Here is a 13,810-nt window from a genome sequence, read left to right as displayed (position 1 = left end):
TAAATTTTTTCTTCACATTGAAATTCCATGGTTATAATAAACACAACAATAACAATCTATATCATAATAACCATTGCCACACAGCCACCACACACTCAGCAAGATATAAATTCAACCCGGACAACTGTGATCAAATGATAATCCTCCGATACGACGAAATCGCATTGAAAAGCAGCTTTGTAAGGAGAAAATTCGAGAAAATTCTTATGGATAATGTTAGAAGAGTTATACGAAAAGAGTTCGGCATAAAAGCCAGTGTCAGGGGCGGATACGGCAGAATATATGTGGATGTTGGTGGAAATGTGGAGTCGGTAGCCAGAAGGATTTCAAATGTGTTTGGTGTTGTCTCCGCTCATGTTTCCGTCAAAAGAGATCTAAACCTTGAGAAAAATGCTGAGGAGATTGCAGAGTACTATAAAAACAGAATAAAAGGGTCTTTCGCTGTGAGAGTGAAAAGAAGCGGGAAGCATGACTTCACCTCGATGGATGCAAGCAAGATAATAGGAAGAAAATTAAAAGAGATTACAGGAGCGAGGGTGGACCTGAAAAATCCAGAAACCGAAATTAGAGTTGAGATAAGAGATTCAAAACTGTATCTGATGACCTCAACCTACGAAGGATTTGGTGGGCTGCCGGTTGGAAGTCAAGAGAGGGTGCTGTGCATAATCTCTGATGAAAAAAGCCTCCTTTCAACATGGTATGCGATGAAGAGGGGCTGCGATGTGGATGTTCTGTACAGCGAGAGGTTTGAATTTATCGATAACCTACCATACTGGGCAAGCTACCGGAGAATAAATACAATTCAGGAAAAGGGTGGTTTTGAGGATCTCCTGTCAAAAGCATTCAGCATGGATTACAAAGCGGTTTACTGCTCAATAACCTCAAAAGAGATTGAAAGTTATATCGACCTGCTCAAAAACAGAAAGCTTCCGGTACTGATGCCACTCCTGCCCTTTGATGATTCTGAAATTGATGAGAAAATAAAGATGATAAGAATGATTGGTGGTAGCCATGAATCTTAAGGATCTAAAAATCCAGATCATGGGTTCCGGAGCAATAGGATCGCTCTTTGGAGGTTTAATCCAGCTTTCAGGATTTGATGTTCACTTCGTCGCGAGAAGGAAAAGGCTTGAGGTCTTGAAAAAGGGTTTGAGAATAAGAGGGTTGATAGAGGCAGATCTAGATGTGGATGTTAGTGAAAAGCCGGAGAATGCGGATATAACGATAGTTGCCGTCAAGGCATATGATACGGAAAATGCAGCAGAACTGCTGTCGAAGGTTGATTGTGGGGTAGTTTTAACGATCCAGAATGGACTGGGTAATGTTGAGAGGTTATCGAGAAAGCTGAAGAGAGTGATTGGTGGAGTCACAACCTATGGAGCTAATATAAAAGATGACATCGTTTTCTATGCAGGAGAAGGAGTTACCTTTGTCGGAAACGATGGCTATATCAGTGAGGATGCGCTTTTGGTTGAGAGAGTGCTGAAAGAGAGCGGTTTTAACTGTTATGCTGTCGATAACATATCAGAGAGAATCTGGAGGAAGGCAATAGTGAATGCTGTGATAAACCCTATAACTGCGATTCTGAAGGTTGAGAACGGCAGGGTTCTGGATGAAGGATTATGGAGCATAGCCAAGCTTGTTATAGAAGAGGGTAAGCAGGTCATGGAAAGGCTTGGAATCAATGTTGACGGTTTAGAGGAGGCCGTAAGAGAGGTTGCAGTAAAGACAGCCAGAAACAGATCATCCATGCTGCAGGACATAATGGCTGGAAGGAGAACTGAAATCGACTACATAAATGGAGAAATCGTCAGACTTTCAGATGAGATGGGTATTTCCGCATGTGCAAACCTTTTGCTGACTAATTTAGTTAAGGCGATGGAGGAGAAGTGATGGATCTCCATGATATGCTGAAGGTCTTTATCGTCTCAGCCATGCCCTTATCCGAGCTCAGAGGTGGTCTGCCTCTCGCCTTACACTATGGCTTCTCTCCGCTGGAGGCTTACGTACTGTGCGTTCTGTCCAACGCATTTCCAGTGCCTTTCATCCTGATGCTTCTGGGTAAAGTGGAGAAGATCATGGGAAGATATGAAACCACATCTAAAATCTTCAACTTTTTCCTGAGAAGAGGGGAGAAGAAGAAAGATGTTGTTGAGAGATATGGCTATGCTGGGCTTACGCTGTTCGTTGCGATACCGCTTCCTGTCACAGGGGCATGGACGGGGAGTCTCATAGCCTTCATTCTCGGGCTAAAACCGCTTAAATCCTTCGCATACATCTTTATCGGAATTTTAATTGCAGGAGTTGTTGTTCTCGCGTTATCGATGGGTGTGATCAGCATAGCCTATGGAATTTGGTAATCACATGAGGTCGATTAAAGAGAAGATAGAATGGGCCAAGAGGACATACCAGAGAACATGTCAAGAGAAAGAAATACTCGACGAGTCGATTTCAGAGATGCTGAAAGAGCTGGAAAAGAAAATAGCCAGAAGTTCGGAGGTCATGAAAAAGAATGGAGTTAGCAGGATGTGTGCTGAATGTGGAGATATGAGCTGCTGTGGAGAAGGCATAGAAGAGAGATTTGATCCCGTAACCATCCTGATCAACTATATGCTTGGCGTTGAGGTTCAGGAGGAACGAGTGAAGAAGGGCTGGTGCATATTTCTGACGGAGAGGGGCTGTAGCCTCAAGGCAAGAGAGATTATCTGCATTAACTACCTGTGTGATAAAATTAAAGAGATGTTAAGCCTGGACGAGTTGAGAGAGGTTCAACTCGTTTGCGGTGAGGAAATGGACTTGCTTTTTAAGTTAAGCGAAGAGATTAAAAAAAGACTGAGGAGGCAATAATATGGATCCACCATCAGAGTTCTTGGAGTTTATCTATGATGAGGAGCTCCCTTTCATGCTGAAGGTTTATGACGAGCTCAACAAGCTCAACAGCGATTTACCTGTGCTTTACGCTGGCTCTGCAGGAGATATCGAGCATGCGATTTTTTTGGGAAAAAATCTCGTATTCTTCGACAATCACTTGCCTGAAGAGAGTGTAAGAGAAATCATCAACAAGATATCCAGGATCGGGAAAATCGAGAGCAAGGAGATGATGGGAGAGCTTAAAAAAGGTGGGAAGTTCATCATGAAGTTCAAAATAGCCGATCAGAGCTTTCATCTCACCTTTTACGGAGAGGATGCGACGACAGTTGGAATAACAAGCTACCCTGAGCTTGAAAACGGAATTTCAGTGTACTTCGTGAAGGTACCGTATCCGAGAGAGGGAAACACCCAGTCGATCAGGTATCCTGCTCACTTTGCAAGGGCTTTAAAGTTGATAGAGGTTGGAGGCTACTACCTCGAGAAAGAGTGTCCCTTGGCTTTTAAGCTGGACATCGAAAAGCTGGGATTCAGAAAGATCGCTGAGGGAGAAATTTATGCTCTATCGATTAAATGGGGGGAGAAAGGAAACCTCTACAAAAAAGTTAGAGATGTTGCTGACATCGAGAAGTTGCTGATAGAGGACTACATCGCTGCTGGCTTTGATATGTAATCTTGCATCTATCTGCCAAAATCATCCTCAAACCTTTCGATGTCATCTTCCCCAAGATACTGTCCGATCTGAACCTCGATGACCTCCAATGGTATCTTTCCCGGATTCTCGAGCCTGTGTACAGCACCAGCTTTAATGAATGTGCTCTCTCCCTGCCTCAGCAGAATCTCTTTCCCATCCACAACAACCCTTGCTATTCCACTAACAACAACCCAGTGTTCGCTTCTGTGGTAGTGCCTCTGTAAGCTCAATCTTTTAGAGGGTAAGACTGTTATTCTCTTTATCTTGAATCCTTCTCCAGTTTCGAGCACGGTATAGCTACCCCACGGCCTGTAAGCAGTTCTGTGGACTTTTATTCTCTCATCACCCCTCCCCTTCAGCATGCTGTAGATCTCCTTCACCTTCTGACTCTCACCTTTCTTGGCTATCAGCAACGCATCATCCGTATCTATTACGAGAAGATCTTCAACACCTATGGCTGAAGTCAGCCTGCTGACTATGAACAGGTTGTTCGAGGAATCCATTGCCAGCAGGTCTCCGCCATCTTCCTTTCTGATAGCGTTTCCATTCTCGTCTTTATCCAGAGCATCATATATCGCATCAAAGCTGCCGAGATCGTTCCAGTATGTGTCCAGGGGGACTACCGCAGATCTGTTCGTTTTTTCCATTATACCATAGTCGATGGAAATCTCCGGAACTGTTCTGTAAGCCTCCTCAATGTCCTTTTCAAAAGCCTCTGCAACCTCAGGAGCCAGTTTTTGAACCTCATCTAAAAAGATATCCGTTCTGAACATGAACATCCCGCTGTTCCAGAAGTAGCCCTTCTCGACATACTGCATAGCAGTTTCAAGATCTGGCTTTTCTTTGAACTCTGCAACCTCATAACCCTGTCCCAAATTCCTGCCGGGCTTGATATAGCCGTAGCCCGTGTGTGGTTTTGTGGGCTTTATGCCAAATGTGATTAAATAGCTATCAGCAAGCTTCATGGCTTTTTTGAAGCTCTCGATGTATCCATCTCCAGAATCCATTATATGGTCTGACGGCAGTACAGCAACCTTACAGTTATCGCCAATAACCTTAACTGCCCAGTATATCGCCGGAAGGGTATTTTTAGCATCGGGTTCGAGAAGAATATTTTCTTTCGGGATATCCCCAATCTCACTCAGATCATCGAGGATTCTGAATTTGTATTCTCTGTTTGTTACGATAAAGATATCCTCCGGGCTGGAAAATATCCTCGCTCGCTCCACAGTTTTCTGGAAAAGAGATCTGTTATCGAGGATTCTTATAAACTGTTTGGGCAAAAGTTCCCTGCTCAAAGGCCATAACCTCGTTCCCCTGCCACCGGCAAGAATTATTGTTTTCAAACGCTCAGTCATCGCTATGTTTTGGCAAATAGGATTATTTATTTTTTATGAACAATTTTTGATTCAGTTCAACATCAAATGGTTTTAAAAGCTTGGAATGTTTGAGTGAGTGATGTCAAAAGGTTCCTATGTTATCTTAATGAGAAACGAGAAAGACAGGATCATCCAAGTTGGGAAAAGGAGAGTTTATTTCAGAAAGGGGTACTATATTTATTGTGGAAGCCATATGGTGAATCTTGAGAAGAGAATAAAACGGCACTTCTCCAGAGACAAAAAGCTCAGGTGGCATATTGACTACCTGACTAAGGAGATGGATGTACTTTTTGCCATTATGATCCGATCCGGTAAGAAAATGGAGTGTTCCATCTCGAGAGTACTGTGTGAAGAATTTGAACCATATAGCAGGCTGGGTGCTTCTGACTGTAAATGTAAAACGCATGTGTTTTTCTCCGATAAAAAACCGGATCTCATACCATTACTGAATGATTTTGGGGAGGTGGAATATATCACACCAAGTTTTTAAAAATAGGTCTCCAATGATCCTCACTTGCAAGGTCGAGGTGTTGCTGTAAATAGTTATTTCACTGATTTATACCTTATCGCCTTTCTGTCACAACAAAGCTGGCAGACAACGACCTCTCCGGTTTTTCGTAATTTAATTTTGCTGCATACCTGTTTCGACAATATCCTGCCACCTTTCTATTACATTAAAACACCACTTCAACCATCTTTGATATTGAACCGGAAAAACGACCTTTCAGCATAACAACTCAAGAAGATAACACTTTTATACTGATTTGCATTTTGCTATCACATGTTCTGGAATCCTAGTATTGAGAAAATGCCTCTGAAAGACCTAAAAGAACTACAGGAGAGAAGATTAAGAGCCATAATCCACCATGCATATACGAACTCCCCATACTACAGAAAGAGATTTAAGGATGCCGGAATAAACCCTTGGGATATAAGCGGTATTAAAGATCTTCCCAATCTCCCATTTACAGTCAAGCAGGATTTGAGAGATAGCTATCCTACCGGAATGTTCGCTGTCCCTATCTCTCAGGTTGTCAGATTTCACGCTTCAAGCGGTACAACAGGTAAGCCCACAGTAGTTGGTTACACTGAAAATGACATACGGAACTGGGTTGAGAGCCTCTGCAGGGCTCTGAACTCATGCGGTGTTGAGAGAAGCGACATAATGCAAATAGCCTATGGATACGGGCTTTTTACTGGTGGTCTGGGATTCCACTATGCTGCTGAAAAGCTTGGAGCGAGCGTTATTCCTGTTTCTGCTGGAAACACCCAGAGACAGATTGAACTGATGAAAGATCTGAAGACAACGGTAATAGCCTGCACCCCCTCATACATGCTCTATATCGCGGAATACATGATGAACAAAGGGGTGAGCTTTGAGGAGACAAAGCTCAGGATGGGTATATTCGGTGCGGAGCCATGGAGTGAGGAGACGAGAAAGAGGATTGAGGAAAAAACTGGGATCACAGCTTACGATGTGTACGGAACTTCAGAACTCAGTGGGCCACTGTTCACTGAATGTATAGAGAAGCAAGGCCTGCACATCTGGGGGGATATGTTCCTGATCGAGATAATCGACCCGGAGACTGGAGAGCAGCTTGGTGAGGGAGAGAAGGGAGAGCTTGTCGTAACAACCCTCACAAAAGAGGCTCTGCCGCTAATAAGGTGGAGAACTGGAGACATAACCTCATTCGAGGAGGAAAAGTGCGCCTGCGGAAGAACCCACCCGAGAATCATGAGGATCATGGGAAGAAGCGATGACATGATCATAGTCAGAGGTGTTAATGTCTTTCCGAGCCAGATAGAGCACACGCTGATGCAGATTCCCGAAGTTGGAGAACACTACATGATCTATTTAGATAGAGAGAATGAACTCGATGTAATGACGATTCAGATCGAGCTTAAGGACGAATCCATGGTGGATAAGGTTTCAGATATACTGAGGCTGGAGAAGCTCATAGCAGAGGAATTAAAGAGTTCCCTCAATGTGTGGGCTAGGGTTGAACTCGTGAACCCCGGAACATTGCAGAGGTTCGAGGGTAAAGCCAAAAGGGTTATCGACAGGAGAAAAATCTAATTTTTGATTTTTCATTTTATGAATGCCAATATGAATGCTGACGAGCTTTCAAAGATTATTGATGAAATAATCGAGGAAGAAAAGTTCAGCATAGATTACAGCATAGATGAGTTCAGATTTCCAAAACCAGATCTCAGAGCGAGATGGAAGTGCATGTTTGGATGCGAATACTATGGTAAAAGGAAGTCATGTCCACCATTTGTTCCGGGCATAGATGAGGCAGAGAGATTCCTGAAAGCTTACAAGCTGGGTTTTATCATCAAGGTCCCGTTTGGTCAGAACTATATGGCTACCAAGATTGCAGTGCAGAGGCTCCTGATCAGGCTCGAGGCGAAACTACTCAACAGTTATCCTATGATCTTCACAGTTTTTCCCGGTGGGTGCGATTTGTGCGATAGCTGCGATCCTGATTCTACCTGTCAAGCGAGGCCAACACTCTCATCCTTAGGCATTAACATATCAGATCTGGGTGTTAAAATTGGAGATAAAAAACTAGTTGGCCTGATTCTGCTTGAATAACATTAGCCAATTGGTTTTGAGGGTTGGCAGAATTTCTGACAATATAATAAAAATAAAATTAAAAAACAAGTTAAACAAGTTATGGGCTTACCCATTGCGGTGTTACGAACCAGTTTATACCAAGAACCGCTGAAACCAGCGTGTAGCAGGCAATTGTCAGCAGGACTATCCCTATCAGGTTAAGCAGAAATCCATTTCTCGCCATCTGCGGTATTGTAACATATCCAGTTCCGAAAACGATGGCATTCGGAGGAGTTGCAACCGGGAGCATGAATGCATAGCTCGCTGCGAGTGCTGCCGCCACCATGAAACCTCTCGGATCAACACCCATCGCCAGAGCGAATGATGCCATAATGGGCATCATCAGTGTTGTTATCGCTGTATTCGAGGTCATCTCGGTCAGGAAGATGACCAGAGTTGTTATAACTGCAAGCACAACTATCGGATGCATCCCCTTGAGGAACAGCAGCTGTTCACCAACCCACACAGCCAGACCACTCTTCGTAAAAGCTCCGGAGAGGGCGATACCTCCACCAAAGAGCAGCAGGATGCCCCAGGGTATCTCCTTTGCATGATCCCAGTCAAGAGCGAACTCACCACGCTTCATGTCAACTGGAATCAGAAAGAGTGCTATGGCTGACAGCATCGCGATGACATAGTCGTTAACGAATGGCAGGTATGTCCTTATACCCGGCACGATCATTCCACCCAGATTCTTCGGACTGCTGTTGATCCATGCGAGGGCTGTCAGCACAAAAACGATCATGACAATCTTCTCGCCTTTCGTCCACTTTCCAAGCTTTTCCTTCTCCCTCTTTATGACCTCTTTTCCGCCAGGCAGGACATCGATCTCTGGTGGGTTTAGTATGTAAACCATCAGGAACCATGTTATGAACAGCATAACTACAACGATAGGTATGCCAAAAACAATCCAGTCCGTGAATGTTATCTCCGGAGCGTCTGGAAACAGCTTCGGCAGAACTCCAACCAGAATGGCGTTGGGTGGTGTGCCGATTATCGTAGCCACTCCCCCAATAGAGGCTGAATACGCTATTCCTAGCATAAGGGCTGTTCCGAATTTGAAATTGCCGGCTGTGAAGTCCACACCTTTGAGCTGGCCTTTTTTCTGCAGTTCCATCCCCTGGGTTGCAACCTGCATGATTATGGCGAGAGCTATTGGCATCATCATCATAGTAGTAGCTGTATTCGAAATCCACATGGACAGGAAGGCTGTTGCGATCATGAATCCGAGAACGATCTTTCTCGGAGTGACACCTATGAAATCTATTATTATCAAAGCCAGTCTGCGGTGCAGATTCCATTTCATCATCGCTGCTGCGATCATGAACCCACCCATAAACAGAAAGATGACCTTGCTGGCATAGCTCTTGGCAACATCCGTTATCTGGCTGACCTCCAGAAACGGTAGAACTACCAGTGGTAGCAGGGCTGTAGCAGGCAGCGGAATTGCTTCACCAATCCACCATATAGCCATGAGCACAGTTAAAGCCAAAACAGACTTCATGTCCCTTGCCTTCTTAACTATCTCGCCGTACGCTTTCGCATCCTTCTGCTCCAGCCATTCAAGGAAGGCAGATATATCTTTGGCCTTGTACTTGCTGCCATCTTTCACAAGCAGTCCTGATGCCAAAGCCTCGCTGACAATTTCATCGCTGAGCTTTGCATTCTTTATTGCTGAATCGAGGAAGGTTTGTGGTATTGGCATTGCTATCACTGCAAAGAACAGTAACAGCCCAAGAAACAGGGAGATCTTCTGCCTTGTTGTATATCTGTGGTGTTTGTCTGGCTTTTTCTGTGTCAGCACATCCTCAATGCCTCCCTCAACGATTTGCTCGTCTACCTCTTCCATCACTTCCTCGCTGGACTTTGCGAAAAGTCTTAATCCCTTCCAGAAATACACATTTCCGTAGGGGTTCATACTACCACCATATTTTTTCATGAATTATTATTTTGGATAGTTTAGTTCATAATTTATCAATCAGATTAATTTTCATTTGGGTTGATATTTGGTTAAAAAAGTTTTCTAAAGGTGTATGCTTCTGGATGGGGGGGGGTGGTTTTAGTAAAGTTGGGCTATGTGTGGATACATCATCTGTTCAGTAAAAAACTACAACTAACCGAACAGACTTGAAAGAACTATCTAAAAACTATCCTGATATTTCACAACTCCATGCAATAAAAAATTCTGTAAAAAATTTGAGTGAAAAGATATATTAACTGGCAGACGACTCTGAATGTGGAGTTTGCGAGAAGGGTTGCGAGAAATGCACTATTTAATCTCCTCTCCTTGATAGTGGGTAGCTTATCTGGTCTTTTACTCTCGATAACTCTCGCAAGAATTCTGGGGGCTGAACAGTTTGGGGTATACAGTCTTGCCATAGCAGTAGGCAGTATGGCTATATCTTTTGCAACTCTTGGAATAGATAACGCTGTTATGAGATATATCGCTTTTAGTCATGGACGAAAAGATTTAGAGGGAATTAGAGCACATTTTTATTATTTCGCCAAGGTTAAGGCAGTCATAACATTAATCGTGTCTACAATTTTAATAACTCTCTCACCAAAGCTTGCAGAAATTTTCAACGATGAAAGACTTTCGATTCCATTTGCATTAGCTGGACTGATCGTTTTAGTAGCATCTTTTTCAAATTTTCTTAACTCATTTTTCAGAGGTTTGCAGAAGTTTGATTACTCTTTTTTCAGACAAATTGTGTATGAAACATCCAGATGGGTTTTTGTTATACCTCTCGCTTTATTTTTTCTTGCCAGCGGGGCGGTCTTGGGTTCAGTTCTCGCATATACTACATCTCTGATTTTTCTTTTCGTACTCGCAATTAAACACAGGGAGCTTATTTTTGGGAATAAAACACACATTTCTCCAAAAGTTAACAATTATATGGGTTTTATGACAATTGCAAGCATTTCAGGAATAGTCTACGCTTATGTGGATAGTATAATGATCGGATATCTAATGGATACAACATATGTCGGGTATTACAGGGCAGCATATACAATTGTTTTTGCAATTATCGGCTTTGCTTCATCTCTTGCGACTGTGCTGTTACCAACATTCACACAGATCTCTCTTAGAGACATAGAAAACGCTTTAGAGAGATTGAACAGATATTCAGCCATACTGGCTTTTCCATCCGTCGTACTTCTCTCTCACTTCTCGAAAGAATTAATATCAACCCTATATGGACGGGATTTTTTGCCTTCAGCAAGTGTAATGTTTTATCTTTCATTTGCATTGATCCCCGGAACTTTTAGCTATCTCATTACTATATTCAACGCCAAAGAGAGAGCGGACATCAGAGCCTATATAGTCATCACAAGCATGGTCTTGAATGTTGCTTTAAACTATGCTCTGATAATCAAGATGGGTATAACCGGAGCTGCAATAGCCACTGTCATATCAAGATTTTTTGTAATTTCTGCAACGATTGTTCTTTTGAACAGAGTTTTAGGACTGCAACCCAAGATTGGGAGTTGCTTGAGACCTTTGGTAGCAACAGTTATCATGTTTATAGTTCTATTAGTTCTCCCCAAGCCAGAGAGCATCTATACGGGAATTTTAGAAATACTTCTAACCCTGATGATTTATTTTCTGTTGCTTGTTGGATTGAAAGCCCTGACAAAAAAGGATCTAAGATATATTAAATCAGTAATTGGATAAAGGACCTCAAAGTTAATTATAAAATTAAACTTTTCTAAAAACTGCAAAAAGATTGGATGAACCAAATTTTTTAAATCCAAATTTATAAATAATCTTCGAAACACCCCATGCTGGTGTCTCAAGGTATTTTATTTCTACTGGTTCAAAATTGTATCTCTTTAAAAGCTGTGTTAATGTAATTTCATCATACCATGCTACGTGCTCAGGATTTACTTTTAATTTTCCAAAAATACTTCTTCTAAAATGAATAAAACAAAAAGGATTAGGTGTTGTGATAATAAGCAAACCATCATCTTTAAGGTGGTTTCTGCAATTTTCAAGGAACGATCCTGGGTTGGCAAGGTGTTCTATTAGTTCACCTGCTACAATAACCTCAAAGTCTTTTTCAGGCAAATCCATTTTTTCAACATCTGCACAAATTATATTGTATCCCAATTCATTGAGTTTTTTCACTTCTTTTTCTAAGAGATCTACCCCAAGACAGTATGATGCATATCTCGATATAATGCCATGCAACCAATCTGCCCTAGTAGCTTTATTAGAGCTGTGTTGAACACAACCAAGATCAAGAACTTTTTTACCCGCTACGTATTTTAATATTTCCTGTATTCTATATCTTTTCTCCGAATTTCTAATTATATTTTTAATATCTGCATCATTTGTATTCTTTAATTGTTTCATCCCATACCCTCACATACTTTTCCACAGCTACTGCATTGTATTTTTTCATTTTTTTATAACTTTTGTATCTTAGTTTCCTTTGAATTTTCTTATTGGTCAGTAATTTGGATAAAACCTGTTCTAAGTCCTTTTTATCTTTTACGACAATACCTGCCCACCCACATGATTCAGGAAGGCCCCCGTAATTATTACAGATCACTGGAAGGCCCGCAGCTTGGGCTTCAAGAATAACTGATGGAAAAGCATCAAGATAACTAACATATACAAAAATATCAGCTGACGCCAATACATCCGGAACATCTTTTCTAAACCCGAGTACTTCAACAAAATCAAATTTTTTAGCAAATTCTTTTAATTCGTCAAGATATTTTCCTCCTCCTGCAACGAGCAGTACAACATCGTTACCAGTTTTTTTCTTAATTTTGTTGATTACTTCTATAACCTCCACAACACCTCTAAACTTATTTTTATACCTAAGATTTGTTACAGTTAAGATTGTTGGTATGGAGTACTTAATCGATCTTTTACCGCCTGAATAATATTTAACATCAATTGGCCTTTCAATGACATAAAACCTCCTTAGATTATATATTTTGTTCAATTCCGTAGCAGTAGCTTTGCTCAAAACGATTATGCGATCTGCTTTTGAGAGAACAAAATTTGAAATCAATCTTAAGAAAAAGAATTTCAGGTTGCTATATTCATTATGAGCATTTGTTAAATCCCCCCATCCTCTCAATGTTACAGTCAGTGGTTTATTTTTTATTGAGGATATAATAAATGCTAACAAACCATTTGCAAATGGTTCATCGGTTAGATAAAGATCATATTCCTCAGTAATTAAGTTCACGAACCTTTTCAGGTACGGCAATCTGGTAACTAACCTAAGACTGAAATCTCCTCGATATTCTTCAAACGCTTTTAGTAATGCCTCACCAAAATTCCTATTACTACAAAGCAGACATATCTTCAGAGTTTACACCCCGAAATAAACCATATATTGCATCAAACAACTCTAAATGATTCCCAACCAGTAACTCTCGATTCGTTGATGCGATGATTCCCTGCTTTGAATCGTGCGTGTGCATCCATTTAGCTCTTCTTTCCTGTTTCATACCATGATCACTGAGAATCAGTACATTATCAGGATTAATATATCTAACTAACTCTTCTGTGCTCTCATCGATAGCCATATACATTTTTTTAATTTCATCCCAGTCGTTCTCCACATGCATGAACCTGTCAGGTAGAACAAAAACTATAAAAGCAAAATTAAATTCGAAATTATCATAAAGCCATTTTATAGCCTCAACTTCTCTAAAATGCTGCTCAAATAATTCTTTTTTATATTTCCTCAAATCGCTACCTCTTTTTGGCTCACCGTAATACATTTTCTTAAGCATACTCTCTATCTTTTTTGGATAGACTCCATAGGAATCTGGATAAGGTATTCCTGAGACCCATACACCATAAACGGGCTTTGGTGGATGAGTAACTGGAACACTCCACACGAGTGAATTCGGTATAATCTCCCAGATTCTTGGAAACTTTACATCTGTCGAGAGAGGAGGATGCTTATAGAAAAGCTTGCTCATTAACCAGAGTCTCACAGCTTTACCAAAAAGGTTGGAAGGAATCAGGAAATCAACCTTAGAAAAAATCCTGAAAAGAGTTTCGTTTTCAAGCTTACCAGAGATAGATAAGACTTTATGTTCAAAAAACGATTTTCCGGTCGTTATCGTTGTCCATGCAGCTCCAGAATCTACTTCTCTTTTTTGCCAGAAAGGTTCAGGAAGAAATATTTGTCTGTGCAGTTTTCTATAAAATTCTGGTTTAATTTTTTCAAGGTGGTTGTATGTCGCGCCATCCCAACCAATTACGAGAAGTTTCAAGAT

The 13,810-nt window shown here is 41.4% G+C and carries 14 protein-coding genes; 9 read left to right on the top strand and 5 right to left on the bottom strand.

The window, feature by feature from the left end:
• The first annotated feature begins 134 nt into the window (after positions 1–134).
• Genes ASULF_RS05545 through ASULF_RS05525 form a run of 5 tightly spaced genes read left to right on the top strand, consistent with a single transcriptional unit; the run spans position 135 to position 3,541 of the window.
• On the top strand, positions 135–1,022 hold the full coding sequence (locus ASULF_RS05545) for a THUMP domain-containing protein (RefSeq protein WP_015590716.1): 888 nt from the start codon (positions 135–137) through the stop codon (positions 1,020–1,022).
• Positions 1,012–1,893: a ketopantoate reductase family protein gene (locus ASULF_RS05540; protein ID WP_015590715.1), complete on the top strand. Its 882-nt coding sequence runs from the start codon at positions 1,012–1,014 to the stop codon at positions 1,891–1,893. The genes ASULF_RS05545 and ASULF_RS05540 overlap by 11 nt, the downstream gene beginning before the upstream one ends.
• Complete coding sequence (locus ASULF_RS05535) at positions 1,893–2,360, top strand: COG2426 family protein (RefSeq protein WP_015590714.1); 468 nt, start codon at positions 1,893–1,895, stop codon at positions 2,358–2,360. The genes ASULF_RS05540 and ASULF_RS05535 overlap by 1 nt, the downstream gene beginning before the upstream one ends.
• 4 nt (positions 2,361–2,364) lie before the next feature.
• Positions 2,365–2,847, top strand: coding sequence for a hypothetical protein (locus ASULF_RS05530; protein WP_144060480.1), 483 nt, complete (start codon positions 2,365–2,367; stop codon positions 2,845–2,847).
• 1 nt (position 2,848) lies between these two features.
• Positions 2,849–3,541: a hypothetical protein gene (locus tag ASULF_RS05525; RefSeq protein WP_015590712.1), complete on the top strand. Its 693-nt coding sequence runs from the start codon at positions 2,849–2,851 to the stop codon at positions 3,539–3,541.
• Positions 3,542–3,549: 8 nt separating this feature from the next.
• On the opposite strand, the gene ASULF_RS05520 is transcribed toward ASULF_RS05525, so the two are convergent.
• The gene (locus tag ASULF_RS05520) at positions 3,550–4,908 is read right to left on the bottom strand and encodes a mannose-1-phosphate guanylyltransferase/mannose-6-phosphate isomerase (protein ID WP_048098332.1); all 1,359 of its coding nucleotides are present in this window, start codon (positions 4,906–4,908) and stop codon (positions 3,550–3,552) included.
• A 112-nt stretch (positions 4,909–5,020) separates the two neighbouring features.
• On the opposite strand from ASULF_RS05520, the gene ASULF_RS05515 reads away from it, so the two are divergent.
• The 3 genes from ASULF_RS05515 to ASULF_RS05505 all read left to right on the top strand — a co-directional run bounded on the left by ASULF_RS05515 (position 5,021) and on the right by ASULF_RS05505 (position 7,537).
• The gene (locus tag ASULF_RS05515; RefSeq protein ID WP_015590710.1) at positions 5,021–5,431 is read left to right on the top strand and encodes a GIY-YIG nuclease family protein; all 411 of its coding nucleotides are present in this window, start codon (positions 5,021–5,023) and stop codon (positions 5,429–5,431) included.
• 291 nt (positions 5,432–5,722) lie between these two features.
• A complete protein-coding gene (locus tag ASULF_RS05510) occupies positions 5,723–7,018 on the top strand; it encodes a phenylacetate--CoA ligase family protein (RefSeq protein WP_015590709.1) in 1,296 nt (431 codons plus the stop codon).
• A 30-nt stretch (positions 7,019–7,048) separates the two neighbouring features.
• Positions 7,049–7,537 carry a DUF2284 domain-containing protein gene (locus ASULF_RS05505; protein ID WP_015590708.1) on the top strand — a complete coding sequence of 163 codons (489 nt, stop codon included), beginning with the start codon at positions 7,049–7,051 and terminating at the stop codon, positions 7,535–7,537.
• A gap of 79 nt (positions 7,538–7,616) precedes the next feature.
• On the opposite strand, the gene ASULF_RS05500 is transcribed toward ASULF_RS05505, so the two are convergent.
• A complete protein-coding gene (locus ASULF_RS05500; protein WP_236609719.1) occupies positions 7,617–9,497 on the bottom strand; it encodes an SLC13 family permease in 1,881 nt (626 codons plus the stop codon).
• A 297-nt stretch (positions 9,498–9,794) separates the two neighbouring features.
• Between ASULF_RS05500 and ASULF_RS05495 the strand changes: the two genes are divergently transcribed.
• Positions 9,795–11,234, top strand: a complete 1,440-nt coding sequence (locus ASULF_RS05495; protein WP_048098135.1) for a flippase — start codon at positions 9,795–9,797, stop codon at positions 11,232–11,234.
• 24 nt (positions 11,235–11,258) lie between these two features.
• Here ASULF_RS05495 and ASULF_RS05490 read toward each other — a convergent pair whose 3' ends face one another.
• The 3 genes from ASULF_RS05490 to ASULF_RS05480 all read right to left on the bottom strand — a co-directional run bounded on the left by ASULF_RS05490 (position 11,259) and on the right by ASULF_RS05480 (position 13,807).
• Positions 11,259–11,915: a class I SAM-dependent methyltransferase gene (locus ASULF_RS05490; RefSeq protein ID WP_015590705.1), complete on the bottom strand. Its 657-nt coding sequence runs from the start codon at positions 11,913–11,915 to the stop codon at positions 11,259–11,261.
• The gene (locus ASULF_RS05485) at positions 11,890–12,765 is read right to left on the bottom strand and encodes a glycosyltransferase family 4 protein (protein WP_048098134.1); all 876 of its coding nucleotides are present in this window, start codon (positions 12,763–12,765) and stop codon (positions 11,890–11,892) included. Before ASULF_RS05485 ends, ASULF_RS05490 begins: the two co-directional genes overlap by 26 nt.
• A gap of 100 nt (positions 12,766–12,865) precedes the next feature.
• Positions 12,866–13,807, bottom strand: a complete 942-nt coding sequence (locus tag ASULF_RS05480) for an alkaline phosphatase family protein (protein ID WP_015590703.1) — start codon at positions 13,805–13,807, stop codon at positions 12,866–12,868.
• Between the last annotated feature and the right edge of the window lie 3 nt (positions 13,808–13,810).

It is taken from the genome of Archaeoglobus sulfaticallidus PM70-1 (genome assembly GCF_000385565.1).
Lineage (GTDB): Archaea > Halobacteriota > Archaeoglobi > Archaeoglobales > Archaeoglobaceae > Archaeoglobus_A > Archaeoglobus_A sulfaticallidus.
Note: the sequence above shows the minus strand (reverse complement) of the source record. Positions and strands in the feature narration are given on the sequence as shown.